Genomic DNA, 25,564 nt, shown 5'->3' on the forward strand with positions numbered 1-25,564 from the left:
GCGCGCTCGCCCGGCCTGCACCATCGCCCCCTCTGTCACGGAACCTGAGAGCTTTCGCCGGCGAGCCGGCTTACCCCTTCGGTGGAGCCCGGCCTATGCGGCCGTCTCGCTTTCCAGAGTGTCGTGGCCTGCGCGGTCCTCGGTGCCTGAGAGATTCCGGGGCGGTTGCTCCTTCGGCGATCCGGCAAGCCGGATTCTCTCCCGCGCATGCCCATGCCGGTTGCCCGGCATCGACACGCCCGCCTTGGCCGGAGGGCTTGTCGGAGTCAATCGGGATTGAGGGGAATTTAGATCCTCCCGGCACGGGGGGCCGCGCGGCGCCACGCGCGTGGCGGAGCGGGGGGCGCCGCACCGGACTCGCTCATGGACAGCCCCTCCGCCATGCTGCGTATGGCTCCCCTCGCCGCGCAGGGGAGGATCTTAAGCGTGGATTATCGCGTCGCGTTGTACTTCAGCTGGGCCTCGGTCAATTGGAAGCCGACCAGCGCCTCGAACGTAGCCGACAGCACCGCCGTGCGCACCGAGGGATCGGACAGCGGATCGGTCGCTGCGGACTGCTCGCCCGCCTTGCGCTTCTCGGTCAGCCGGCGGCGGACCTCGTCGGGCAGGGTCGCCGCGGCATGCGATACGCTGCTGGTGGCGGTGCCGACGGCGCTGGCGCGGATCTGGCCGGCATCGAAGTGCAGGGTGATATTGCTCACGCGCTTGGCGGTCACGGATGTCCCCCCGCGCACGATCGTAAGGAAATAGGGCACAGTCACGTCCCGCGCCGGGCCCGCATCGCGGCGGCGCGCCAGCACGTCGAAGCTGATGTCCGTCACCACCTGCGCACCGGCATCGTTGCACGCCGCCTTTACGTTGGTGATCGTCGCCACCACGTCGATCGCCTGCGCCTCGCGGCTCTCGGCCGGATCGAACAGCGTCACGTCGCCGGTGCCGGCCGGAATCGCTACCGTCGGGCAGGCGGTGCGCACCGCGCTGATGCCGCCCTCGGTGATTTCGCCGGTGCGGGAGCAGCCACCGGCAGCAAGCAGGATCAGGGCGGGAACGGTGAACTTAGGCACAGACAAGGGAGGCAACCTTTCGAACCGAACAGCCGCCCCCCATCTCATAAGCCGGGGGCCGGAACGGCGCGCACCATAGGAACCGCCTTCCGCCCGCGCAAGCAATCGCGTAGAGGCTCCATCCGATGGCACACACCGAAAAGCGTCCCCTGGAGCTGCTGATCGCAGCGCCCCGCGGCTTTTGCGCCGGCGTCGACCGCGCGATCCGCATCGTCGAGCTCGCGATCGAGAAATATGGCGCGCCGGTCTATGTCCGCCACGAAATCGTCCACAACAAATATGTCGTGGAAAGCCTGCGCGGAAAGGGCGCCGTGTTCGTCGAAACGCTGGATCATGTGCCGGATGGCGTTCCGGTGGTGTTTTCCGCGCACGGCGTGCCCAAGGCGGTGCCACACAAGGCCGAACAACGCGGCCTTTCCTATCTCGACGCCACTTGTCCGCTGGTCTCCAAGGTTCACCGTCAGGCCGAGCGCCATGTCGCCGCTGGCCGCCACATCCTGTTCGTCGGTCACGAAGGCCATCCGGAGGTGATCGGTACCTTCGGCCAGGTGCCCGAAGGCGCAATGACGCTGGTGGAGACCGAGGCGGATGCGGAATCGGTCGCGGTGCCCGATCCCGATAACCTCGCCTTCCTCACCCAGACGACACTGTCGGTGGACGATACCGCCGCGGTACTCGGCATCCTCAAGCGCCGCTTCCCGACGATGCTGGCGCCGGGCGCGGACGACATCTGCTACGCCACCTCGAACCGCCAGGGCGCGGTAAAGGCGATCGCGGAGCAGGTTGAGCTGGTGCTGGTGATCGGCGCCCCCAATTCGTCCAACTCGCTGCGCCTCGTCGAAGTCGCCAAGCGCGGCGGCGCCCGCGCGGTGCTGATCCAGCGCGCCGCCGAGATCGACTTCGCCTGGTTCGACGGCGTCACCAAGGTCGGCATCAGCGCCGGCGCCTCGGCCCCGGAAATATTGGTACGCGAAGTCGTCGAGCAGCTCGGAACGCAGTTCGCGATCAGCGAGCGGGAAGTCGAGACGGTGGAAGAAAGCGTCGTGTTCAAGCTGCCCCGCGGCTTAGAGGCAGCGTAATGGCCGTCTACACGCAGGTTTCGGCCGAGGCGCTCTCCGCGTTTCTCGAGCGCTTCGACGTCGGCGAGCTGGTCTCCGCCAAGGGCATCGCCGAGGGGGTGGAGAACAGCAACTATCTGGTCGACACGAGCAAAAGCCGTTTCATTCTGACGCTCTACGAAAAGCGTGTCGACCAGGGCGACCTGCCCTATTTCATGGCGCTCCTCGATCACTGCGCCGATCGCGGGCTGCCGGTGCCCCCGGCGGTGCCCGATCGCGACGGCACGCTGATCCATGCACTGGAGGGCCGCCCGGCCTGCCTGATCCAGTTCCTGTCGGGCGTCTCGGTCTCGCATCCCACGGCGGCCCAAGCGCGTGCCGCCGCCGAGGCGATGGGCCGGATGCACAGGGCCGTCGCCGACTTCCCGCAGGACCGCCCCAATTCCATGGGTGTCGACACCTGGCGCCCGCTGTTCGAACGCTGCGGCACCAGCCTCAACGACATCGCGCCGGGCCTCTACGACGAACTCGGTCAGGCGCTGGACCGTGTCACCGCCCTTTGGCCCCGCACCGGCTTCGACAGCTGCGCGATCCATGCCGACCTGTTCCCGGACAATGTCTTGATGCTCGGCAACCGGGTGACCGGGCTGATCGACTTCTATTTCGCCTGCACCGACCTGCGGCTCTACGACCTCGCGGTGATGCACACCGCCTGGGCGTTCGATTCCACCGGCCAGAAGTTCGATCCCTATGTCTCCGAGGCGCTGCTCCAGGGCTATGAGACGAGCTACAAGCTGAGCGAGAAGGAGCGCGCGATCCTGCCGCTGCTGGCGACCGGCGCCTGCATCCGCTTCACCCTGTCGCGCGCGTGGGATTGGCTCAACACGCCCGCCGACGCGCTGGTGACGCGCAAGGATCCGCTCGCCTTCTGGCGGCGGTCGCGTGCCTATGAGGCAGCCCTGTCGGCGCTGGCATGACCGAACTTCAGCATGTCGAGATCGCGACCGACGGCGCGTGCAAGGGCAATCCCGGCCGCGGCGGTTGGGGCGTCGTGCTGCGCATGGGCAGCGTCGAACGGGAGATGTCCGGCGGCGAGGCGCACACCACCAACAACCGCATGGAACTGATGGCGGCGATCGAGGGCCTGAAGGCGCTCAAGCGCCCATGCCGCGTGACGCTGTCCACCGACAGCCGCTATGTGATGGACGGCCTGACCAAGTGGATCCATGGCTGGATGAAGAATGGCTGGCGCACCGCCGACAAGAAGCCGGTGAAGAACGCCGATCTCTGGCAGGACCTGCTCGCCGCCGCCAAGCCGCACCGAGTCGAGTGGAAATGGGTGAAGGGCCATGCCGGCCACCCCGACAACGAGCGCGCCGACAAGCTCGCCAGCGACGCCGCATTGGCGCAATAGCGGGCGGCGGCGCATGTTCGGCTGGCTCAGGAGGCGAGCGCGGCGCCCGCAACCGGAAGCGCGCTGGACTGTCGAGGTCGATGCCCACCACCTCCAGATCACCGACGATGCCGGGACGGTGAAGCGGCTGGCGAAGCGCGACCTTACGGGCGTCGCCATCGAAACCAACGACTCCGGTCCGTGGGGAACCGACCTCTGGTGGCTTCTGCTTGGCCCGGACGATCGCGTCGCCTGTGCCTATCCGCAAGGCGCGACGGGCGAAAACGCGGCGCTGGATTACCTCACCGCCCTGCCCGGCTTCGATTTCGCGCAGATGGGTCAGGCGATGGGATCGACGGAAAACGCGTTCTTTCCCGTCTGGCAGAAGGCATAGCCGCGATTCTTACCGGCCCGCTTACTCGCTCTTCACGAAGAACCGGTCGATCACGTCCTTGGCCAGGCGCGCCGGACGGCGAGTCTCGGCGTCCAGGCAGCACCAGCTGGACTTCACTTCCGCCAGCACCTCCGTGCCCCGCCGGATCACGGTTTCGTAAAAGGCCCGCGCGCCCTGCACCTTTTCCAGCAGCACGGTGGCGACCACGTCGTCATCCATGAAGGCGGGGCGGCGATAGGTGATCTCGTGCTTCAGCGCGACCCACAGATGCTCGGCCACGGCCTCGACCGGGGCGAGCGCCTGCCAGTGGCTGACCACGGCTTCCTGCACCCATTTGAGATAAGAGGCATTGTTGACATGCCCCATGAAGTCGATGTCGTCCTGCGCAACGTCGACGCGGAATTCGAAGGGGATGGCAAACATGGTCACCTTACCATCATAGGGCAAAAGCGCGCCCGGCGCATCCCTCGGCACACCGAATCACGCCAGAAATCCCCCGGCGCCGCCGAGCCGCGCTTGCCGTAGCGGCAGAACTCAATCCGGGCCGATTTTCAGCCGGCGCGCGAGCGTGTCGCGCCGCGCGTCCAGTTCGTGGCGGGCGCGTTCGAGCAGTTCCAGCTCGGTCGCCTCCAGCAAATCGTCGACCACCCCGCGCAGATGGCGGCGCATCGCCGAACGCGCGCCGTGCGGATCGCGCGCGTGCAGCGCGTCCAGGATCGGGCGATGCTCGTCGAACCGCGGGTTCACGCCGTTGCGGCGCGCGCGATCGAACATATTGGCGCACAGCGGCGAGCGCGTGCGCAGATCCCACAGATACTCCACCACGCTGCGGATCGCGGCATTGCCGGTGGCATTGGCGATGGCGATGTGGAAGCGGTGATCGGCGTCGAACAGCGCGGCGTTGGCTACCGCCGGGTCTGACATTTCCCGCGCAATTCCATCCAGTTCGGCCAATTGGTCGGGCGTTGCCGATACTGCGGCAAGCGCCGCCGCCTCGCCTTCGAACAGGATGCGCGCCTCGGTCAGGTCGAACGCGCCGATATCCAGGTTCAGCGCGTCCTCGCGCAGGCCGCCCTGGCTGTCGCGGTGCGTAACGTACAGGCCGGAGCCGTGGCGCGCCTCGATCCACCCCTTCATCTCGAGCGCGATCATGGCTTCGCGGATGGTGGGGCGGCTGACCTTATATTCCTCGGCCAGATCGCGTTCGCCGGGCAGACGGGTTCCCGTCGCCCATCGGCCGGATTCGATGCCGTCGGCAATGGACGCGGCAACGCGCTGGTAAAGTTTGCTGCGATTGAGCTTCATCGGGAAACATTCATAGGCAAGAGCGGGCATTTCGCAAGGCAGTTTGGCCAGACCAATCAAGCCTTGGCGTCCAGGAATCGGGCAGGAAGATAGCGCGCTGGATCGATGTCGAACTCCGCTGCGGTACCCAGGATCGCGGCGGCCGCAAGCCCGGCAGCCGCCGGCGCCGTCTGGATGCCGAAGCCCCCCTGCCCGGCGCACCAGAAGAAGCCGGGAACCGCCGGGTCGGGGCCATAGACGGGGCGGCGATCGGGCGCGAAGCTGCGCAGCCCGGCCCATCGATGCTCGAGCGCCGCGACGCGCCAGTCCACCGCCCGTTCGAAACGATCAATCGCAATGGCGATGTCGATCTCCTCGGGTGCGGCGTCGCAGGGCGGGCTGTCGATCTCGTCATGCGGCGTCAGCCACAAACGCCCGCCGGCCTCGGGCTTGAAGTAGAAGCTGCCGCCCAGGTCGCTCACCAGCGGGCAGCCCGCCGGCGGCGCGGGATCGGTGCGCAGTTGCACCATCGTCCGGCGATAGGCGCGGATGCCGATCCGCGCCGCCCCGGCCAGCGCCGCCACCGCATCGGCCCAGGCGCCCGCCGCGTTGGCGAGCAGATCGGCGGTAAAGCGCCCGGCCTGCGTGTCGATCGTCCATGCGCCCGCCGCGCGCGTCAGGCCGGTCACCCCGGCGGACAGGTGCAGCACCGCTCCCGCGCGGCGGGCCTCGCCAAGGAAATGCTGATGCAGCGCGGCGACGTCGATATAGGCGCAGCCGGGTTCGTGCACCCCCAGCGCCCATTCGTCGCGCAGGCCCGGAATGCGCCCGCGCGGGTCCACCGGCTCCAGCGTCACGCCGCTGTCGGCGAACGTCGCGAGGAACGTGTCCACCGCCGCTTCGTCGCCGCGGCGCGCGATGTGCACCTCGCCCAGCGGATCGAGGAAACCGCCCGCGCGCAGCATCGGCCCGGAAGCAGTAGTCAGTGGCTGCACGTCCGGCCCGCCATAAGTTTCGGACCAGAACGCGGCCGAGCGCCCGGTGGCGTGATAGCCGGGACGATCCTCTGCCTCCAAGAGCAGCACGCGCATTTGCGGCGCCAGTGCGGCGGCAAGGCTCGCGCCCGCGATCCCTGCACCGATGATGGCAATGTCGAACCGGCTCATCGGCGCGCCGCCCGTGCCGCGAGAAACGCATCGATGGCCGCGAGCGCACGCTCCCGCACCGGATCGGCTTCGCGCAAAATCTCATGCGCGCTCTCCGGCCCGAAGCGCACCAGTTGTCCGTCGGGAAGGCGGGGCGCGATCCGCAGCGCCGCCCGTGCGTCCACCAGCCCATCGGCTTCGGCGACGAGCAGCAGCAGCGGCACCGCCACGTGTTCGATCGGGCCCGCTTCCAGCGCAGCCATCGAGTCGAAGGCTGCGAGCAGCCAGCGCCAGCTCGGCGGCCCGGTCAGCAGCGCGGGTGCCTCCGTCTGCCACCAGATTTCGTCGGCATAGCGGTCGGGATCGTGCGTCAACAGGCGCGAACGGGTTTCGGTGGTGTAGGGCTTCTCATTGCCCTTCCATGCCGGCCGCCCGGCATCCCCCAGCCGCGCGAGCAGCCGCGCCGCCGGTGCCGCGAGCCGACCGAGCGGACTGCGCACGCCCAGCATCGGTGCGATCAGCACGGCAGCGTCGGGCGCGATGGCATGTTCCGCCAGCGCGCGCAGCACAAGATGTCCACCCATCGAATGGCCCATCACGACATGCGGGCCCGGCGTGGACGCCGCCCATTCCCGATAGAAAGCAGCGAGATCGGCGATATAGGTCGCGAAATCGTCGATGTCGCCGCAATTGGCCTTGGTCGTCAGTCGGCCGGAACCGCCCTGCCCGCGCCAATCGAAAGCGGCGATGTTCCATCCTTCGTCATGCCAATGGCCGAAGCTTTCCAGATATTTCTCGAAAACGTCCCCGCGGCCGGTCTGAAACAGCATGCTGCCCCGCGCCGGCGCGGATTCCGCCGGCCAGCGGAAGCGCCGCAGCGCCCAGCCGTCGCGCGCGATCCACGAATCGACCAGGGCCTGCGGAGGAATGGCGCGGCGCAGCTTCGGTAAATCTGCCATGGTTCGTGGTTACGGTTTCGTAAGCCCGCCCGTCTAGCCACTTGGCCCCATGGGGGCGATCTTCTCAGCGGTTCTGCTCGGCGCGCTGGTGCTGCTGCTGCTCGCAGCCGGCGTGCAGGACGTGCGCACGCGTGAGATCGGCAATCGCAGGAACGCGGCGATCGCGCTGCTCGCACCGGCATGGTGGTGGGCGCAGGGGCTGGCGGCCTGGCCGGATATTGCCCTCCAGATCGGATCTGCCGCGCTCGTCTTCGCGCTGTTCGCCGGCGCCTTCGCGCTCGGCCAGATGGGTGGGGGGGACGTGAAGCTGATCGGTGCGGTCGCGCTGTGGTTGCCGCTGCTGCCGCTGCTGCGGATGCTGGTGGGCATGGCGCTGCTGGGCGGTGCGCTGACCCTGGCGATGCTCGCTTATGCGCGGCTGCGCCGGCACGACGTCCGCTCGATCGAGATTCCCTACGGCGTGGCGATCATCGCGGCGACGCTGATCGCGCTGCACGAACCGATTCTTAACCGCTTTGGATGATACTTAACGCCGCCGAAACCGGGCGCGGCCAACGACACGAAAAGGTGTGATTTCAAGATGGATCCACGGAGGCTATTGCTGATCGTCGGCGCGCTTGTCGTCGCGGCGGTCACGGCGTTTCTGGCGCGCAGCCTCGTGGTGGGCACGCCTGCGCCAACCGCGGTCGCCGTGCCGGTGCTCGGCCCGCCTGCGCCACCGGCCAACACCACCGAAGTGCTTGTCGCACGCCGGGCGTTGCCGGTCGGCACGATCCTGGATGCCAGCACCGTCGAATTCCGTCCCTGGCCAAAGGAACTGGTAGCCGGCGCCTATCTGCTGCGCGGGCAGACCGATGTCTCGCGGCTGCAAGGCACCGTGGTACGCTTCGCCATTCCCGCCGGCCAGCCGGTGCCGCAGGGCGCGCTGGTCCAACCCGGAGACCGCGGCTTCCTTGCCGCCGCGCTGGGACCGGGGATGCGCGCCATAACGGTGCCGGTGTCGGCGCAGAGCGCGGTGGCCGGCTTCGTTTTCCCAGGCGACCGTGTGGACCTGATCCTCACCCAGACCGTCGACGGCGGCGGCGACGGCCCGCCGCTGCGCGCCTCGGAAACCGTACTGCGCAATCTGCGCGTGCTGGCCACCGATCAGCGCACCGACAAGCAGACCGATGGGCGCGGCAACACCGTCGTCAACGGCTATTCGACGGTCACGCTGGAGGCAACCCCGCGGATCGCCGAGAAGATCGCCGTCGCGCAGACGGTCGGCGCGCTGTCGCTCTCGCTCCGCTCGATCGCCGACGCGCCGGACGATCTGGAGGAAGCAATCGCCAGCGGCGCGATCGAGGTGCCCGACGATCCTCGCCAGGAAAAGGCGATGCTCGCTCGCCGCACCGCGCGGCCGCAGGAAGGCGGCGAAACCTTCGTAACGGGCGCCGACGTCTCCCGCTTCCAGCGCAGCACCGTACCGGGCCGATCGGAAGCCGCACCGTCGCTGTCCGCCACCGCCGCGCCGGCGCCCGCTGCCGGCAGCGCGGCGGCGGTCCGCGTGGTCCGCGTGGTCCGCGGCAATGACAGCAGCCTGGTGCCGGTGGGGGGAAAGAACTGATCATGGCGATTCAGCCGCTCCTCCGCGCCACCCTTGCGACCGCCCTTGTCGCGCTCGCGGTCGCGCCGGTCTTCGCCCAGCAACGCCCGCCACGCGCCGTCGCCCGCATGGCCCAGCTTCCGGCCGGCAGCCAGCGGCCGCAGAACGATGTCGCGCTGTCGATCGGCGAGGGCGAACTCGTCACCCTGCCCGCCGCGGCGGCCAATATATGGACATCCAATCCCGGCGTCGCCGATGTCTATGTCGCCAGCACTCGGCAGATCCATCTGTTCGGCAAGGCGGCGGGCGAGGCGACGGTGTTCGCCACCAGCGCCAGCGGTGCGATCGTCTACGCCGCCACGGTGCGCGTCAGCCAGAATCTCGGGTCGATCGATCGCATGATGAAGGCGGCGATGCCCGATGCCGATATCACCGTCACCACGGTGGGCCGGCTCGCGGTGCTGAACGGCACGGTGCGCTCGCCACAGGACAGCGAACAGGCGCAGCAGCTCGTTACCAGTCTGCTCAACCCCGATCCGAATGCCGCGTTGAAGATCGGCGTGGTCAATCGGCTGCGGACGGCCACCCCGCTGCAGGTGCAGTTGCAGGTCCGCTTTGCCGAAGTCAGCCGCAGCTTCGTCAAGAACCTGAACGTCAATCTCACCAATCGCGATCAGGGCAGCTTCCTGTTCGGCTTCCAGCAGGGCACGCAAGGGTCGATCACCACCAACAACGGGACGATCGTCGATTCGGCCAGCGGTGTGGGACCAGGCGGCAAGATCTACAAATTCCCCGCCCCTGGCAGCGGCAACAGCCTGATCGGCGCGGCCGGGCGGTTGCTCGGCACCGATCTGCTCGCCAGCCTCGATTTCGGCGAGACGATCGGCCAGGTTTCCACTCTCGCCTCTCCCAGCCTCACCGCGCTTTCCGGCGAAACGGCCAATTTCCTTGCCGGCGGCGAAATTCCGATCCCGATTGCTCAGGCGCTCGGCACCACGACGGTGGAATATAAGCAATATGGCGTCAGCCTTGCGTTCACGCCCACCGTCATGTCCGACGGCCGGATCGCGCTGCACGTCCGGCCAGAGGTGTCGCAGCTTTCCTCCTCCGGTGCCGTCACGGTGAACAACACGACGATCCCGGCGCTCACCACGCGGCGGAGCGAAACCACCGTGGAGCTCGGCTCCGGCGAAAGCATGGTGATCGGCGGCCTGCTGCAGAACAGCCACAATAATTCGATCACCAAGACGCCGGGCCTGGGCGACATGCCGATCCTGGGGGCGCTGTTCCGTTCCAACGCATTTCAGCGCAACGAAACCGAGCTGGTCATTGTGATCACCCCCTATCTCGTCCGCCCGGTCAACGCGAACCAGATCGTGCTGCCGACCGACGGCTACCGCGCGCCCAACGACTTCGATCGCCTGTTCCTGGGCAAGCTCGCCGGCAGCGGCGCCAAGCCCGCGCCCAAGCCGAATGCTGCACCCGCAGCGCCGGCCGGCAGCGCCAACCAGCCGGCGCCCGCGCCGGGCTTCAGCTTCTGATCGCGCATGAGGAGACTCCGCTTGTTCCCGCGCACCCCCCGCCCGCTCCTTGCCGCCCCGGTCCTGCTCCTTGCGGCGTGCACCGGCTATAGTAGCGGCCTCGAATCGGTCCACCAGCCGGTCGTCACCGAACAGCGTCTCGCCATCGACGTACGAGCGGAGTCCGGCGGGCTCGCTGCGGACGAAACGCAGCGGCTGGGCGCATGGATGGCGGCGCTCGGCCTGCGCTATGGCGACAGCATCGCCGTCGACGACGGAGCCGAAGGGGCGCTGGCGCGCGCGGACGTTGCGGCGCTGGCCAGCCGCTATGGCCTGACGCTGGCCGAGCGTGCCCCGGCGACCCTCGGCGCGGTCAGCCCGGGCACGGTGCGCGTCGTCGTGTCGCGTTCGATCGCCAGCGTGCCCGGCTGCCCGGAATATGCGCGCCCCGCGGCGGCGAGCGCGGACGCCAGCACCGGCTCCACCTTCGGTTGCGCAACCAACAGCAATCTTGCGGCGATGGTCGCCGATCCGGCCCATCTGGTGCGCGGCGTGTCCGATACAGCCACGCCCGATCCGGCGACGTCCGCCAAGGCGATCGCGGCCTATCGCGCTGCGGCGCCGAGCGGCGGCGGCGGCACCACGGTCAAGGCCGAGTCGACCGGAGGCTCGCCGCGGTGAACATGCCGTTCAACCCGCAGCGCGCCGGAGACCGGGAGCCCTTCGCCGCTTTCGTCTGTGACGATGCGACCTTGGAGATGATGCGACCGGTCACGGTCGAGCTTGGATGGGCGCCGGAAAAGGTGATGCGCGGCAGCCCGCGCGATGCCGTGCAGACGCTGGCCGTGTCGGCCAGCCCCAGCATTCTGTTCGTCGATCTCTCCGATTCGAGCGATCCCCTCAGCGACATCCATGCCCTTGCCGAAGTGTGCGAACCGGGCACCGTAGTGATCACCGCCGGTCAACTGAACGACGTGCGACTGTATCGCGCCCTGCTCGCCAGCAGCGTTCAGGACTATCTGCTGAAGCCTATCCACCCGGAATTGCTGCGCGAAGCCTTTCTGAACGCGCAGGCCAATCTGTACGGCGCCGATATGCGCGAGGTCCAAAGCGGTCGGCCGCACTGCGCAGTGGCAGTGATCGGCACCCGCGGGGGCGTGGGCGCGACCAGCATCGCGACGTCGCTCGCCTGGCTGATCAGCAACCAGGGACAGACCACCGCACTGCTCGACCTGGATGTGCATTTCGGTACCGGCGCGCTTTCGCTCGATCTGGAACCCGGACGCGGCTTGACCGATGCGATCGAAAATCCCAGCCGCATCGACGGGCTGTTCATCGAACGGGCGATGGTGCGCGCATCGGAACGCCTGGCGGTGCTGTCAGCAGAGGCGCCGATCCATGCGCCGATGATGGGGGACGGCGCGGTCTTCTATCAGTTGCAGGAAGAGATGCGCCACGCATTCGACTGCACCGTGGTCGATCTGCCGCGCCAGATGCTGGTGCATCACCCCCATCTGATCGCCGACGTACAGGTCGCCGTGCTCGTCACCGAACTCACGCTCGCGTCCGCGCGCGATGCGATCCGCATCCTCAGCTGGCTGAAGACCAATGCGCCGGAAACCCGCGTCCTTATCGTCGCCAACAAGGTGCCCTCGGCGGCGATGCTCGAGATCAGCCGCAAGGATTTCGAAGGATCGATCGAACAAAAGCTCGATCTGGTGCTGCCCTTCGAACCGCGGATCGCCGCGCAGGCAGCCAAGCTGGGCAAGCCCATCGCGAACGTCGCCAAGGGGCATCGCGGCCTTGCCGGCCTCGCCGATCTGGCCAGGCGCATCATCGCCATCGGTGAGGCGAGCGATGCGGGGGATGCCGCGCCTGCCAAGCCGATCGCGGGCGCATCGCTGCTCGGCCGGCTGGGCGGATTGAAGGCGCTGCTGGCCCCAAGCCGGACGTAGGGAGACGCAGCGTGTCGGTTCTGCCTGTGCTCGTTATCGGTGGCGGCGTCTCCACGACGCTGTTGCTGATCGCGCTGGCATTTTCGGGTCCCTCGACGGGGCGGGCAAGCGCGCGTCGCCTGTCCTCCCTGCGCGACCGCCACCTCACCAGCATCGACACGCCCGATGGCACGCCCGCGCAGTTGCGCGGCATTTCCACGGCGCAGGCGACCGAGTGGGATCGCATCGCGGCGCAGCTACTGCCCAACCGGGCGCAGCTGGCGAAGCGGCTCGATCGGACGGGCAAGGACTGGACCATCGGCCAATATGGCGGCGCCACGCTGGGCGTGATGCTCGCGGCGACGCTGCTCTTGCTGATGAGCGGCATGGGATCGCTGCTCGCGCTGGCGCTGGGGATCCTGGTAGGATTGGCCGTGCCGCACATGGTGCTGAATCTGTGCATCGCACGGCGCGGCGCCCGCTTCACCGCGCGCTTTCCGGACGCCATCGACCTGCTCGTGCGCGGGCTCCGCTCTGGCCTGCCCGTGCCCGAGACGATGGCCGTGGTCGGCCAGGAAGTCGACGGCCCGGTGGGTGAGGAATTCCGCGCGATCGGCGACAAGATCAAGATCGGCCGCACGCTCGACGCCGCGCTCCAGGATACCGCCGACAAGCTGGACACGCCCGAGTTCCGCTTCTTCACCATCACCATCGCCATCCAGCGCGAAACCGGCGGCAACCTCGCTGAAACGCTGTCCAATCTGGCCGAGGTGCTGCGCAAACGCGCGCAGATGCGGTTGAAGATCAAGGCCATGTCCTCGGAAGGCAAGGCCTCCGCCATGATCGTGGGGGCGCTGCCCTTCATCGTCTTTGCCCTGATCTGGTTTCTCAACAACGGCTATATGGCTCAGTTCTTTCTCGATCCCCGGCTGATGCTTGCCGGTGCCGGCGCGGTGGTGTGGATGGCGCTGGGCGCCTTCATCATGGCCCGCATGGTTCGGTTCGAGATCTAAAGCGATGTCCTCCGCTCCCCTCTCGCTTCTCGGCCTCGATCCCGGCTGGGTCGCAGCGATCCTGGCCGGCATCGCCGCGATCGCGGTGATGGTCGCCCTGTATGCTGCCTTCATCGCCACCGATCCGATGACGCGGCGTGTCCGCGTGCTGAACGAGCGGCGCGAGCAATTGAAGGCCGGCATCGTCCTCCCGGCAAAGCGCCGCGCGACGCTCGTCCAGCGCAGCGATACGACCGATCGCATCCGCGCCCTGCTCTCCGCGCTCCGCGTTCTGCAGGACGAGCAGCTCGAACAGATGCAGGTGAAGCTGTTGCGCGCCGGCATCCGCCGCCGCGAATTCGCCGTCATTCTGATCTTCGCGCGCATGATGCTGCCGATCCTGATCGGCGGCCCGGTCCTTTATATCGTCTACGGCACCGATGCGGTCGCCGACTGGTCGCCGCTCAAGGCCTATGCGCTGGCCGCCGGCGCGCTGGTCCTCAGCTACAAGGCACCGGACCTGTACCTCAACAACCGCATCCAGAAGCGCAGCCATGCGATCCGCCAGGCGCTGCCCGACGCGCTCGATCTACTGGTGATCTGCGCCGAAGCAGGCCTGACGATCGATGCCGCCTTCGCCCGCGTCGCGAAGGAGCTTGGCCGCGCCTATGCCGAACTGGGCGAGGAATTCTCACTGACGGCGATCGAGCTCGGCTTCCTCACCGATCGACGTCAGGCGTTCGACAATCTCGCCACGCGAATCGATCTGGAATCGATCCGCGGCGTGGCGACAACGATGATCCAGACCGAAAAATACGGCACCCCGCTGGCCTCTTCGCTGCGCGTACTGGCCGCCGAGTTCCGCCACGAGCGCATGATGCGGGCGGAGGAAAAGGCCGCGCGCCTGCCGGCGATCATGACCGTGCCGCTGATCCTGTTCATCCTGCCGGTACTGTTCATCGTAATCCTGGGGCCGGCTGCCTGCTCGATCCACGATACGCTGATGCGCTGAAGGATGCGCGGGAACCCGGCTGCGGCTTGCCGGTTCTGTCCGAGTTGCCGGAGCCAGAACCATGACAGAACTGCCTTTTACCACACCTCTCCAGTTTGTCGGGCTCGCGCTCGCCTTGCTCGCAGGCTGGCTGCTCGGCATGGCCACCAGCGCCAACGGGCGCCGCTGGCGCGAACAATATGAGCAGGAGCGTGACCAGCATCAGGCGGTGCGCAACGAACTGAGCACCGCCAATACCCGTATCCGCGATCTCGAAGCCGCCAATTCGCGGCTGGAGCGCAACCTGGCCGATCGCCGTGCACCCGAGCCCGCGCATAGCGATCCCAAGAGCCGCCGGGAAACGGCGATGCGCAGCTGGTTCTACGGCGGCACCGACGTGCTTTCGCGTATCCGCGGGATCGACGAACATCGCGAGCGCCAGCTCAACCAGCTCGGCATCCAGCAGTTTCGCGACATCGAAAACCTGCCGCGCGAAGACGAGCTGCCGCTGGAAGAACGGCTGGGCGTGCCCCACGGGACGATCGTCGACGAACAATGGCGCGAACAGGCGGCGATGCTGCGGAGCGGCCATGCCGAGGAGCATGAGCGCCGCTTCGGCCGCGTCGCGTAAGGATTTCGGAGCAAGCCAGCATCGCTCGGGCTCCGGCTCGGGCGATTTCTGCTTGCAGCGTATGTGGCCGCCCTACTTCAGCACGGCCGCCGTGTAATTCTCCACCACCTCCGCCAACGCACGGCCCTCCGCATCCAGCACCAGCGCGCGGTGGCGCAGCACATAGGGCGCGATGCCGGCAAGCAGCTGCTCCAGCGGCTTGCGGTGCGGCTGCAGCGGCAGGATCACCGCGCCGAACGGCCGCTCCCCTTGCTCCAACGCCGCGTTCATCTCGGGCGTGAGGCGCGCGGGCACATACCAGTTCTCCGCCACCGAGAAAGGCACGCCCGCGCAGCGGAGCACGACGCTGCGATAGGCCACCCTCTCCTCCGGCCCGACGCCGAGTCGTTTGCGTTGCTCCGGCGTCGGATCCTTGTGTGCCGCACGATCGACTTCCGCACGGATCGGCTGTCCACAGCGCCGCTCCAGCACGGCGGTGGCGGTCGCGCTGGCGAGAAGGTCGCGGCTCAACGCCGCCGCATCGTCCGTCGCCGCCGCTACCGCCACTACCAGCATCACTTTCCTCGAATGGCTGCCTGCGCTGCCGCCAGCCGCGCGATCGGCACGCGATAGGGCGAGGCCGAGACATAATCGAGCCCCGTCTTCTCACAGAATGCGATCGACGCCGGATCGCCGCCATGCTCGCCGCAGATGCCCAGCTTGATGTCAGGCCGGGTCGCACGGCCGCGGTCGGCGGCAAGCGCGATCAGCTGGCCGACGCCCTCGACGTCGAGGCTGACGAACGGATCCTTGGCGTAGATGCCCTTCTCGACATAGGTCGTCAGGAAACGCGAGGCATCGTCGCGGCTCACGCCCAGCGTGGTCTGGGTGAGGTCGTTGGTGCCGAACGAGAAGAAGGCGCCCACTTCGGCGATCTCGCCCGCCATCAGTGCTGCGCGCGGCAGCTCGATCATCGTGCCGACCAGATAGTCGAGCGTGCGGCCCTTCTCGGCGAACACCGCCTGCGCTGCCTTGTCGACCACCGTCTTCATCAGCTCCAGCTCGCGGCGGGTGCCGACCAGCGGGATCATCACTTCCGGCACCGGCGCCGCACCCGACTTCTCCGCCACCGCGATCGCCGCCTCGAAGATCGCGCGCGCCTGCATCTCGTAGATTTCGGGATAGGTCACACCCAGACGACAGCCGCGATGGCCGAGCATCGGGTTGAACTCGTGTAGCTCGGCCGCGCGGCGCTTGAGCGTGTCGACGTCCACGCCCGCCGCCGTCGCGACCTCGGCGAATTCCGCCTCTTCGTGCGGCAGGAACTCGTGGAGCGGCGGATCGAGCAGGCGGATCGTCACCGGCAGGCCCGCCATCACCTCGAAGATCTCGAGGAAGTCGCTGCGCTGTTCGGGCAGCAGCTTCTCCAGCGCAGCGCGACGGCCGGCCTCGTCCTCGGCGAGGATCATCTGGCGCACTGCGGTGATGCGCGCCGAATCGAAGAACATGTGCTCGGTGCGGCACAGGCCGACGCCCTCGGCGCCGAACTCGCGCGCGGTGCGGCAGTCGAGCGGCGTCTCGGCATTGGCGCGCACCTTGAGGCGGCGGACTTCGTCGGCCCAGGCCATCAGCGTGCCGAAATCGCCCGACAGCTCGGGCTGCACGGTCGGCACCTGGCCGGCCATCACCTCGCCGGTGGCGCCGTCGATCGTCACCATGTCGCCCTCGCGGACCTCACGGGTGCCGACACGCATCACCTTCTCGCGCGCGTTGATCGACAGGCTGCCCGCGCCGGAGACGCAGGGACGGCCCATGCCGCGCGCCACGACCGCCGCGTGGCTGGTCATGCCGCCGCGTGCGGTGAGGATGCCGCGCGCCGCGTGCATGCCATGGATGTCCTCGGGGCTGGTCTCGACGCGGATCAGGATCACCGCGTCGCCGGCATTGGCGCGCTTCTCCGCCGTGTCGCTGTCGAACACCGCGAGGCCCGAGGCGGCGCCTGGGCTGGCGGGCAGGCCCTTGGTCAGCACGTCGCGCGGCGCCTTGGGATCGAGCGTCGGGTGGAGCAGCTGGTCGAGCGCCTGCGGATCGACGCGCAGGATCGCCTCCTCGCGGGTGATCAGCCCCTCATTCGCCATGTCGACCGCGATCTTGAGCGCCGCCTTGGCGGTGCGCTTGCCGCTGCGGGTCTGCAGCATCCACAGCTTGGCGCGCTCGACGGTGAACTCGATGTCCTGCATGTCGCGGTAATGCGTTTCGAGCCGGTCGAACACCGCCGCCAGCTCGCCATAGACCTCGGGCATCGCCTCTTCCATCGAGGCAGGCTTGGCGCCTGCCGCCTCGCGAGCGGTCTTGGTCAGATATTGCGGCGTGCGGATGCCAGCGACCACGTCCTCGCCCTGCGCGTTGATCAGGAACTCGCCATAATAGGCCCGCTCGCCGGTCGAAGGGTCGCGGGTGAAGGCCACGCCCGTCGCCGAGGTGTCGCCCATATTGCCGAACACCATCGCCTGCACGTTCACCGCGGTGCCCCAATCGGCCGGGATGTCGTTCAGCCGGCGATAGACCTTGGCGCGCTCCGACTGCCACGATCCGAATACCGCGCCGATCGCGCCCCAGAGCTGGTCGTGCACGTCCTGCGGGAACGGCTTGTTCCACAGCTCCTCGACGATCGCCTTGTACTCGGCGACCAGCGCCTGGAGGTCGCCGGCCGACAGCTCGGTATCGAGCGTGAAGCCGCGATCTTCCTTGGCGATCTCCAGCGCGTCCTCGAACCGGCCATGGTCGAGACCGAGCACGACATCCGCATACATCTGGATGAAGCGGCGATAGCTGTCCCAGGCGAAGCGGTCGTCGCCGCTGGTGGCGGCCAGCCCCTGCACCGTCTGGTCGTTGAGGCCGAGGTTGAGCACAGTGTCCATCATGCCCGGCATCGACACGCGCGCGCCCGATCGGACCGAGACGAGCAGCGGATCGCCCGCGTCGCCGAACTTCTTCTCGGTAATGCCTTCGATATGCGCGATGCCGTTCGCGACTTCGGCCTTCACGCTTTCGGGGAAGGTCTCGCCTTCCTCATAATAACGCGTGCACATTGCCGTCGAAATGGTGAAGCCGGGCGGCACCGGGAGGCCGATCGAGGCCATCTCGGCAAGGTTCGCGCCCTTGCCGCCGAGCAGAAACTTGTCCCCCGCACCACCGTCCGAAACACCACCGCCGAAGCGGTACACATATTGCGTCATTCTGATCCCCTTCCGATCGAAAGCGCCCCTCCAAGACAAAAGGGGCGCTACCGCAGCTGCGAAGACTCAGGAACCGCTGACTACGTTGTCGGTGCCGGTTTATTTCAGGACAATGGCAGTTTCAGGCCAATTTACCAGTGATTAATCGTACAATTAAGGGTCTCAACCCTCTATTCTGGCGAAGTCCGCGACCTTGTGCACTGCATCACGCATCCGCGCGAGCAGGCCCAGCCGCGCGGCACGCTTGGCGGGATCGGCATCGTTGACGGTCACCTGATCGAAGAAGGCGTCGATCGGCGCGCGCAGGGTCGCGAGCGCGGCCATGGCATCCTCGAACTGCTCGGCTTCGATCGCGGCGGTCGCCTTGGGCTCGGCGGCGTCGAGGGCCGCGGCGAGCGTGGCCTCGGCGGGTTCGGGCGCGGGGTTCACCGCGCCGGCTTCCCATTCCTCCTTCTTGAGGATGTTCGCCGCGCGCTTGTAGCCGGCGAGCAGGTTGGCGCCGTCCTCGGTAGTGACGAACGCCTGCAACGCCTTCACCCGCGCGAGCAGCCGGACGAGATCGTCCTCCCCGCCGAGCGCGAACACCGCATCGATCAGGTCGTGGCGGACACCCGCCTCGCGCTGCTGGACCTTGAGGCGGTCGGCGAAGAAGTCGAGCACTTCGGTCAGCACGTCAATTGACAGCTGCGAAACCTCGAAATGCAACGGAGAGCTATACTCCTTCGACAGAGGAATATTCTGCGACACCGCAATATCCATCGCCCCTTGCCCCAGCGTCGCCAGCCGCTCAGAAATGGCAGGATTCTGATCACAAAGGATTTTCGCGACCTGATCAAACACTTTCAGCAACTCAGCTCGGAGGCCGTTGATGATGATCAGAATTTCTGAACCCAGAGTAGCCCGACGAAGGGCAAAAGGGTCTTTCGAACCAGTAGGCCTTTGGTCGATTGCGAAGAAGCTGACGATCGTATCCAGCTTGTCCGCCAGCGCCACCGCCACCGTCACCGGATCGGTGGGGACGTCGTCGCCCTGCCCGACCGGCTTGTAGTGATCGCGGATCGCCGCGGCGACCGCCGGGTCCTCGCCCTGCGCGGCAGCGTAATAGCCGCCCATCAGACCCTGCAGTTCGGGGAACTCGCCGACCATGCCGGTGACGAGGTCCGCCTTGGCGAGTTCGGCCGCGCGGCGCGCGAGCGCGGGATCGCAGTTCGGCACGATTTTCTCGGCCGCCAGCCACTCGGCCAGCTTCGCGACGCGCGCGACCTTGTCGGCCACCGTGCCCAGCTTCTCGTGGAAAACGATCTTCTCGAGCTTCTGCACCTGATCGGCGAGCGGCACCTTGAGGTCCGTCTCGTAGAAAAACCGCGCATCGCTGAGCCGGGCCGCCAGCACCTTCTGGTTGCCCGCGACGATCTTCTCGCCGCCATCGGCCGCGTCGATATTCGCCACGCACACGAAGGCGTTGGCCAGCTTGCCAGCGCCATCGCGGCACACGAAATATTTCTGGTTCACCCGCGCGGTGAGCTGGATCACCTCGGGCGGCACCGCCAGGAAGGCTTCGTCGAAGCGGCCGAGCAGCGGCATCGGCCATTCGGTGAGCCCGGCATTCTCGAACAGCAGGCCCTCGTCTTCGATCAGGCTGAGCCCGGCCTTCTGCGCCGCCATCTTCGCGCCCAGCGCGATGATGTTGCGGCGCTCGGCCCCGTCGACGATGACATGGCAGGCGCGCAGCTTCTCGACATAGTCGTCCGCCGACCCGATGGTGATGACACCCGGATGGTGGAAGCGATGCCCCACCGTCGCCGCGCCGCTCACCACACCCGCGATCTCGCACGGCACCACGTCGCTGCCGAACAGCGCAACGATGCCCTGGAGCGGGCGCACCCAGCGCAAGGACTCCGTGGAGAGCGAATCCGCCCCCCAGCGCATCGACTTGGGCCAGGGGAACGCGCGGATCACCGCGGGGATCGCAGCGGCCAGCACTTCCGCCGTCGCCCGGCCGGGCTTGTCGACCACCGCGAACAGCACGCCGTCGCGCTCGACCAGCTGGTCGGCGGTCAGGCCGGTCTTGCGCAGAAAGCCTTCGAGCGCCTGGGGCGGCGCGCCGACGCGCGGGCCCTTGGTCTCCTCGGAGACGGCGGCGGTCTCAGCGGGCAGGCCCTTGAGGATCAGCGCCAGCCGGCGGGGCGTCGCATAGCTGATCGTCTCGGCGGCTTTGAGCCCGGCCTTGTCCAGTTCGGCGGCGAACAGGCGCGCAAGATCCTCCCGCGCCTTTTCCTGCATGCGCGCCGGGATTTCCTCCGAGCGGAGTTCGAGAAGAAAGTCCGTCACGCTGCCCACCCGTTCTTTTCCATCCACGCCGCACAGGCGCCCTTCGCCAGATCGCGCACCCGGCCGATATAGGCCTGGCGCTCCGCCACGGAGATCACGCCGCGCGCGTTCAGCAGGTTGAAGATGTGGCTCGCCTCGATCGCCTGCTCATAGGCCGGGATCGGCAGCTTCGCCTCCAGCGAACGCTCGCACTCGGCCGCGGCCTTGCGGAACAGGTCGAACAGCGCGTCGGTGTCCGCCACCTCGAAGTTCCACTTCGACATCTCGCGCTCATTCTCCAGGAACACGTCGCCGTACGTCACGCCCGCGTCGTTGAAGGCGAGATCGTACACGCTGTCCTTGTTCTGGATGTACATGGCGAGGCGTTCGAGCCCGTAGGTGAGCTCGCCCGCGACCGGCTTGCAGTCGAACCCGCCCATCTGCTGGAAATAGGTGAACTGGGTGACTTCCATCCCGTCGCACCACACTTCCCAGCCCAGGCCCCAGGCGCCGAGCGTCGGCGATTCCCAATCGTCCTCGACGAAGCGGATGTCGTGCTTGGTGAAGTCGATGCCGATCGCGGCGAGGCTGCCCAGGTACAGCTCCTGCAAATCGGGCGGGCTCGGCTTCAGGATCACCTGATACTGGTAGTAATGCTGCAGCCGGTTGGGATTCTCGCCATAGCGGCCGTCGGTCGGGCGGCGGCAGGGCTGGACGAAGGCGGCGTTCCACGAGTCCGGCCCCAGCGCGCGCAGCGTGGTGGCGGGGTGGAAGGTGCCGGCGCCCATGCGCATGTCATAGGGCTGCAGGATCAGGCAGCCGCGCGTGCTCCAATAGTCATGGAGCGTCAGGATCATGCGCTGGAAGCTGAGAGGTTCGGACAAGTTGGTCACCCTGTGAGGTTTGGGGAGCGCTTTGGCGCAGGGCGCACAGGGGGTCAACCGGTGCCCCCTTGCCCCGGCCGTCATCCCGGCAGGGCACAGACCTTCCCCTTCATCGTCATCCCGGCGAAAGCCGGGATCCATTGTGGTCACCGGCGCGGCTCAATCCCAAGCCGAGTGGCGAATGGGTCGTCGGGATGACGGCTGTAGGAGCAGCGGCACCCCGTTGACTCGCCTATCCCGCCCCGCCAAGCCGCCCTCATGCTCCGCGCGCTCCTTTTCACCGCCCTGTTCCTCCTCGGCAGCTGCGGCGCCGCCCCTCGCGACGCCAAGCCCGCGCTCTGGGCGGTGCGGGACGGCGACACGACGATCTATCTGTTCGGCACGGTCCACCTGCTCCGCCCGGATCTGCGCTGGTTCCAGGGCCCGGTCCGCACCGCGTTCGATGCCAGCGACACGCTGGTGCTCGAACTGGTGATGCCGCCCGAGGCGGAAACGCAGGCGCTGCTCGACCAGCTCGGTCGCACCCCTGGCGACCCGAAGGTCGAGGCGCTGCCGCCTCCCGAGCACGCCAGGCTTGAAGGCGCGCTCCGCCAGGCCGGTCTCTCCCCCCAAGCGCTCGACCGCGACGAACCCTGGCTCGCCGCGCTCACTTTGTCGCTGCTGCCGCTCCAGAAGCTCGGCTATGACGATGCCAGCGGCGCCGAAAAGGTGCTGCAATCCGCCGCGCAAGGCGCGGGCAAGACCGTCCAGGGGCTGGAGACCGCCGAGCAGCAATTCGGCTATTTCGATCACCTGTCGGCCGCCGCCCAGACGCGCCTGCTGGGCGATACGCTGGATGGTCTGCCCGGTACCGGAGCCACCATCGAGGCGATGATCGTCGCCTGGAGCAACGGCGATGCGGACGGCCTCGCCCGCCTGCTCAATGCCGATCTCGCCGGCAATCCGGAGCTGCGCGACACGCTGCTCATCGCCCGCAACCGCAACTGGGCACGCTGGATCGCCGCACGGATGCGTCGTCCCGGCACCGTGTTCGTCGCGGTGGGCGCCGGGCACCTGGCCGGGGGCCAAAGCGTGCTCGCCATGCTGGAGCAGGCCGGGCTCAAGGTGGAGCGATTGCAATAACCTCGCAGCTTGCGATTTCTTAGCTTCTCGCCTATAGGCGCGCGCTTGCCGGCACAGGGTCATCCCTGGAGGCCTGTCTCGGCATGCACGTTGAAACATTTAGCGCATTGGAAATCGACACATGAGCGACACGCTTACGCTGTCGGCCGAAACGCGCGACCGGGCTGGCAAGGGAGCCTCCCGGGCGCTGCGTCGTGAAGGCCGCGTCCCCGCCGTGATCTATGGCAACAAGCAGGATCCGCAGAGCATCCACGTCAACGAGCGTGAGCTGCAGAAGCTGCTGAACACCGGCCACTTCTTCAACTCGGTGATCATGGTCAACGGCGAGCGTACGCTGGCCAAGGACGTCGCGTTCGACGTCGTGACCGATCGTCCGCTGCATGTCGACTTCCTGCGCATCTCCGAGCACGCGACCGTCACCGTCGAAGTGCCGATCGTGTTCGTCGACGAAGAGCTGGCCCCCGGCCTGAAGCGCGGCGGCGTGCTCAACGTTGTTCGTCACGAGCTGGAGCTGGTGGTCGACGCGGCAGAGATCCCCGACCAGATCGAGATCTCGGTCAAGGGCCTCGAAGTCGGCGACTCGCTGCACATCTCGGCCGTGACCCTGCCCAAGGGCGCGACCCCCTCGATCACCGATCGTGACTTCACCATCGCCACCGTCGTCGCGCCGTCGGCGCTGAAGTCGGCGGACGGCGACGCGGACGCCGAGTCGGCCGAGGGCTGATCGGCCTTCCCTTCACGGGTTCAAAAGATCGCCTCCGCACCCTAGGTGCGGGGGCGATTTTCTTTTCAGGGAGTAGGTGATGCAGCTATGGGTGGGTCTCGGCAATCCGGGGCCGCAATATGCGATGCACCGCCACAATGTCGGGTTCATGGCGCTCGATGCGCTGGCGGAGGTGCACGGCTTCTCCGCGCCCAAGAAGCAGTTCCAGGGCTGGACCCAGGAGGGCCGCATCGGCACAGAGAAGGTCATCCTGCTCAAGCCCGGCACCTTCATGAACGAGAGCGGTCGCGCGGTGCGCGCGGCGATGGACTTCTACAAATTGTCGCCGGAAGACGTGACCGTCTTCCACGACGAGCTCGACCTCTTGCCGATGAAGGTGAAGGTGAAGCGCGGCGGCGGCACGGCGGGGCATAACGGCCTGCGCTCCACCGACGCGCATCTCGGCCCCGACTTTCGCCGCGTGCGGCTGGGCATCGGTCATCCGGGGCACAAGGATCGCGTGACCGGCTATGTTCTCGGTAACTATGCCAAGGCGGAGATCGAGCCGCTCAGCGACATGCTCGGCGCCATCGCCGCCGAGGCATCCTGGCTGGCGGCGGGGGATGACGTGCGCTTCATGAACGAGGTGGCACGGCGAATGCAGGACTGAGCGCCGCGCGCCCAGGCCTTGCCCTGGATCAAAGAGGTTGCGGTGGTACGGCAACACCGGCCGTGCCATCCTGCCGCCACCATCGATGAAGGGGTGCCTCATGCGTCTAGTCCTGCCCGCCTTGCTGGCCTTGCTACCCCTTTCCGCGCCCGCCGTGTCGCAGACCGCCACCGCCACCGCCCAGGCACAGCAGCCGGTGTACGAACTCCGCATCTACTACCCGGCCCCAGGCAAGGCCGACGCGCTCAACGCGCGCTTCCGCAACCACACGCTCAAGCTGTTCGCCAAGCACGGCATGCACAATGTCGCCTATTGGAACGAGCTGCCCCGCCCGGACGCGCCCGAGGGTCGCTTGGTCTACATCCTCTCCTACCCCAGCCGCGAAGCGCGCGATGCGGACTGGAAGGCGTTCGGCGCCGATCCCGAATGGCAGAAGGTGGTCGCGGAGTCCGAGGCGAACGGCAAGCTGGTCACCAAGGTGGAAAGCATCTTCATGTCGATGGCGGATTACTCCCCGCCGCTGCATCCCCGCCGCTAGCGAGCGCCCGCACGCCTCAGCGTCCCCGCGAACGAAAAAGGGGCCCGGTTTCCCGAGCCCCCTTCTTTCAGAAAGGGTCGTTCGGCTTACTGCTTCACACCCACGACTTCGCCAACGATCCGCGTGTCCGCGCCGTTCACCGTGCCGGCGGCGCCGAACACGATGCCCATGTTCACGCCCTTCGCGCCATAGAAGGCGCCCGCGATTGTCCCGGTCACCGGGCTGCCGCTGGAGAAGCTGCCGCTGAACTGGTTCTGCCCGATCGGGATTGCGCCCTGCGCGCTCAGCGTCAGATAGGCCGTTTCCGCCCCGGTCGTCGGCACCGTCGTCAGGCTGAGGGTCGTCGTCACCAGGCCGGTTGCGAAGTTCACGGTCACCGTCGCCGTGCCGCCCAAGCGGTTCAGCGTCGTCGCATTGTTGGCAACGCTCACCGCGCGGCCGACGATGCGGGTGGTATAGCTGGCGCTGCCGGTCGTCGGCATGTCGTAGCCCAGCGTCGAATAGCCCCAGATCGAATAGGTCAGGCGCTTCTGGCCGGTAGTCGAATCGCCGCGCCACCAATTGGCGTAGCTCACCGTCGCCAGCGACTTGATGAAGCTGTCGCTGCTCTGCACGTCCGCCTTGAACGTGTTGTTCAGGAACTCGAGCTGGGTGAAATTGCCCGCCAGTGCGCCGGTGGCGGTGCTGGTGCTGCGGAACACCGCTTCGGCGACGGTGGTCGCCGGTGCGGTTAGAACGTTGGTGGTGGTGAATCGCGACTCTTCCGCCGCCTCGTTGATCACGAAGGTGCCGGTCGCCACGTCCGGCGCCGTCGCCAGCTTCACGCGGTTGGTCAGCGTTTCGGTGGACGTCACGCCCAGCGTCACCGCACCGGTCGCTGGATCGCCGGTATAGTTGGTGGTGGCGTTCAGCGTGTTGAACTCGGTCGCGCCCGCCAGCGGGAATGCCGTGTAGGTCGGCGTGGGCGTCGGGGTGGGCGTCGCGGTGCTGGTCGGCGTCGGGGTTGGCGTTGCCGAGGAGTCTCCGCCACCGCTGCAGCTAGACAGCACGGCCGCGGTCGCGGCGGCGCCCACAATCACATAACGGCGAATCATACAAAACTCCTCGAGAACCTGCTGCCAGCAGGAAAAGACGTGCCGCCCCTGTACCTCAGATGAACGGCCCCGCGT

Annotated in this window: 26 protein-coding genes and 1 riboswitch; of the genes, 16 read left to right on the plus strand and 10 right to left on the minus strand. The window is 67.4% G+C overall.

What is annotated here, in order from left to right; translation table 11 throughout:
• Positions 1-123: 123 nt before the first annotated feature.
• A riboswitch (glycine riboswitch) is annotated at positions 124-214 on the minus strand.
• Positions 215-431: 217 nt separating this feature from the next.
• The gene (locus ACNFJ7_RS08540; protein ID WP_026009401.1) at positions 432-1,070 is read right to left on the minus strand and encodes a hypothetical protein; all 639 of its coding nucleotides are present in this window, start codon (positions 1,068-1,070) and stop codon (positions 432-434) included.
• Between the two features lie 119 nt (positions 1,071-1,189).
• Here ACNFJ7_RS08540 and ispH point away from each other — a divergent pair, with 119 nt between their 5' ends.
• Genes ispH through ACNFJ7_RS08560 form a run of 4 tightly spaced genes read left to right on the plus strand, consistent with a single transcriptional unit; the run spans position 1,190 to position 3,909 of the window.
• On the plus strand, positions 1,190-2,143 hold the full coding sequence (ispH, locus tag ACNFJ7_RS08545) for a 4-hydroxy-3-methylbut-2-enyl diphosphate reductase (RefSeq protein WP_019371109.1): 954 nt from the start codon (positions 1,190-1,192) through the stop codon (positions 2,141-2,143).
• Entirely contained in the window at positions 2,143-3,099 is a 957-nt protein-coding gene (gene thrB, locus ACNFJ7_RS08550) for a homoserine kinase (protein WP_019371108.1), read from the plus strand. The genes ispH and thrB overlap by 1 nt, the downstream gene beginning before the upstream one ends.
• Entirely contained in the window at positions 3,096-3,536 is a 441-nt protein-coding gene (gene rnhA, locus ACNFJ7_RS08555; protein WP_019371107.1) for a ribonuclease HI, read from the plus strand. Before thrB ends, rnhA begins: the two co-directional genes overlap by 4 nt.
• Before the next feature lie 13 nt (positions 3,537-3,549).
• Entirely contained in the window at positions 3,550-3,909 is a 360-nt protein-coding gene (locus ACNFJ7_RS08560) for a hypothetical protein (RefSeq protein WP_019371106.1), read from the plus strand.
• 21 nt (positions 3,910-3,930) lie between these two features.
• Here ACNFJ7_RS08560 and ACNFJ7_RS08565 read toward each other — a convergent pair whose 3' ends face one another.
• The 4 genes from ACNFJ7_RS08565 to ACNFJ7_RS08580 all read right to left on the minus strand — a co-directional run bounded on the left by ACNFJ7_RS08565 (position 3,931) and on the right by ACNFJ7_RS08580 (position 7,297).
• Positions 3,931-4,332 (minus strand): acyl-CoA thioesterase, encoded by a 402-nt coding sequence (locus ACNFJ7_RS08565; protein WP_037514215.1) that lies wholly within the window; start codon positions 4,330-4,332, stop codon positions 3,931-3,933.
• A 111-nt stretch (positions 4,333-4,443) separates the two neighbouring features.
• Complete coding sequence (locus tag ACNFJ7_RS08570; RefSeq protein ID WP_026009399.1) at positions 4,444-5,214, minus strand: FadR/GntR family transcriptional regulator; 771 nt, start codon at positions 5,212-5,214, stop codon at positions 4,444-4,446.
• Positions 5,215-5,270: 56 nt separating this feature from the next.
• A complete protein-coding gene (locus ACNFJ7_RS08575) occupies positions 5,271-6,359 on the minus strand; it encodes an NAD(P)/FAD-dependent oxidoreductase (RefSeq protein WP_019371103.1) in 1,089 nt (362 codons plus the stop codon).
• Entirely contained in the window at positions 6,356-7,297 is a 942-nt protein-coding gene (locus ACNFJ7_RS08580) for an alpha/beta fold hydrolase (RefSeq protein WP_019371102.1), read from the minus strand. Before ACNFJ7_RS08580 ends, ACNFJ7_RS08575 begins: the two co-directional genes overlap by 4 nt.
• Before the next feature lie 49 nt (positions 7,298-7,346).
• Here ACNFJ7_RS08580 and ACNFJ7_RS08585 point away from each other — a divergent pair, with 49 nt between their 5' ends.
• The 8 genes from ACNFJ7_RS08585 (at position 7,347) to ACNFJ7_RS08620 (ending at position 14,950) form a co-directional block, all read left to right on the plus strand.
• Positions 7,347-7,820 carry an A24 family peptidase gene (locus tag ACNFJ7_RS08585; protein ID WP_019371101.1) on the plus strand — a complete coding sequence of 158 codons (474 nt, stop codon included), beginning with the start codon at positions 7,347-7,349 and terminating at the stop codon, positions 7,818-7,820.
• A 57-nt stretch (positions 7,821-7,877) separates the two neighbouring features.
• Entirely contained in the window at positions 7,878-8,903 is a 1,026-nt protein-coding gene (gene cpaB / locus ACNFJ7_RS08590) for a Flp pilus assembly protein CpaB (RefSeq protein WP_026009398.1), read from the plus strand.
• Between the two features lie 2 nt (positions 8,904-8,905).
• Positions 8,906-10,423 carry a type II and III secretion system protein family protein gene (locus ACNFJ7_RS08595; RefSeq protein ID WP_019371099.1) on the plus strand — a complete coding sequence of 506 codons (1,518 nt, stop codon included), beginning with the start codon at positions 8,906-8,908 and terminating at the stop codon, positions 10,421-10,423.
• 21 nt (positions 10,424-10,444) lie between these two features.
• Entirely contained in the window at positions 10,445-11,083 is a 639-nt protein-coding gene (locus tag ACNFJ7_RS08600; protein ID WP_019371098.1) for a CpaD family pilus assembly lipoprotein, read from the plus strand.
• Positions 11,080-12,357 (plus strand): AAA family ATPase, encoded by a 1,278-nt coding sequence (locus ACNFJ7_RS08605; protein ID WP_019371097.1) that lies wholly within the window; start codon positions 11,080-11,082, stop codon positions 12,355-12,357. The genes ACNFJ7_RS08600 and ACNFJ7_RS08605 overlap by 4 nt, the downstream gene beginning before the upstream one ends.
• Positions 12,358-12,368: 11 nt before the next feature.
• Positions 12,369-13,349, plus strand: a complete 981-nt coding sequence (locus ACNFJ7_RS08610) for a type II secretion system F family protein (RefSeq protein ID WP_026009397.1) — start codon at positions 12,369-12,371, stop codon at positions 13,347-13,349.
• A gap of 4 nt (positions 13,350-13,353) precedes the next feature.
• Entirely contained in the window at positions 13,354-14,340 is a 987-nt protein-coding gene (locus ACNFJ7_RS08615; protein WP_019371095.1) for a type II secretion system F family protein, read from the plus strand.
• A gap of 61 nt (positions 14,341-14,401) precedes the next feature.
• The gene (locus tag ACNFJ7_RS08620) at positions 14,402-14,950 is read left to right on the plus strand and encodes a hypothetical protein (RefSeq protein WP_019371094.1); all 549 of its coding nucleotides are present in this window, start codon (positions 14,402-14,404) and stop codon (positions 14,948-14,950) included.
• Positions 14,951-15,022: 72 nt separating this feature from the next.
• Here ACNFJ7_RS08620 and ACNFJ7_RS08625 read toward each other — a convergent pair whose 3' ends face one another.
• The 4 genes from ACNFJ7_RS08625 to ACNFJ7_RS08640 form a co-directional block, all read right to left on the minus strand.
• A complete protein-coding gene (locus ACNFJ7_RS08625; RefSeq protein WP_019371093.1) occupies positions 15,023-15,505 on the minus strand; it encodes a chorismate--pyruvate lyase family protein in 483 nt (160 codons plus the stop codon).
• On the minus strand, positions 15,505-18,168 hold the full coding sequence (ppdK, locus tag ACNFJ7_RS08630; protein WP_019371092.1) for a pyruvate, phosphate dikinase: 2,664 nt from the start codon (positions 18,166-18,168) through the stop codon (positions 15,505-15,507). Before ppdK ends, ACNFJ7_RS08625 begins: the two co-directional genes overlap by 1 nt.
• Positions 18,169-18,330: 162 nt before the next feature.
• A complete protein-coding gene (gene glyS / locus ACNFJ7_RS08635) occupies positions 18,331-20,499 on the minus strand; it encodes a glycine--tRNA ligase subunit beta (protein WP_026009396.1) in 2,169 nt (722 codons plus the stop codon).
• A complete protein-coding gene (locus ACNFJ7_RS08640; protein WP_019371090.1) occupies positions 20,496-21,335 on the minus strand; it encodes a glycine--tRNA ligase subunit alpha in 840 nt (279 codons plus the stop codon). The genes glyS and ACNFJ7_RS08640 overlap by 4 nt, the downstream gene beginning before the upstream one ends.
• Positions 21,336-21,620: 285 nt before the next feature.
• On the opposite strand from ACNFJ7_RS08640, the gene ACNFJ7_RS08645 reads away from it, so the two are divergent.
• From ACNFJ7_RS08645 to ACNFJ7_RS08660, 4 genes are all read left to right on the plus strand, one after another.
• Positions 21,621-22,484, plus strand: a complete 864-nt coding sequence (locus ACNFJ7_RS08645) for a TraB/GumN family protein (RefSeq protein WP_019371089.1) — start codon at positions 21,621-21,623, stop codon at positions 22,482-22,484.
• Between the two features lie 121 nt (positions 22,485-22,605).
• Positions 22,606-23,208 carry a 50S ribosomal protein L25/general stress protein Ctc gene (locus ACNFJ7_RS08650; RefSeq protein WP_019371088.1) on the plus strand — a complete coding sequence of 201 codons (603 nt, stop codon included), beginning with the start codon at positions 22,606-22,608 and terminating at the stop codon, positions 23,206-23,208.
• Between the two features lie 79 nt (positions 23,209-23,287).
• Entirely contained in the window at positions 23,288-23,857 is a 570-nt protein-coding gene (gene pth, locus ACNFJ7_RS08655) for an aminoacyl-tRNA hydrolase (RefSeq protein ID WP_019371087.1), read from the plus strand.
• A gap of 100 nt (positions 23,858-23,957) precedes the next feature.
• On the plus strand, positions 23,958-24,395 hold the full coding sequence (locus ACNFJ7_RS08660) for an NIPSNAP family protein (RefSeq protein WP_019371086.1): 438 nt from the start codon (positions 23,958-23,960) through the stop codon (positions 24,393-24,395).
• Between the two features lie 86 nt (positions 24,396-24,481).
• Here ACNFJ7_RS08660 and ACNFJ7_RS08665 read toward each other — a convergent pair whose 3' ends face one another.
• Positions 24,482-25,489: a transferrin-binding protein-like solute binding protein gene (locus tag ACNFJ7_RS08665; protein ID WP_019371085.1), complete on the minus strand. Its 1,008-nt coding sequence runs from the start codon at positions 25,487-25,489 to the stop codon at positions 24,482-24,484.
• Positions 25,490-25,564: the final 75 nt, after the last annotated feature.

The organism is Sphingomonas sp. HT-1, from assembly GCF_048568905.1.
Lineage (GTDB): Bacteria > Pseudomonadota > Alphaproteobacteria > Sphingomonadales > Sphingomonadaceae > Sphingomonas.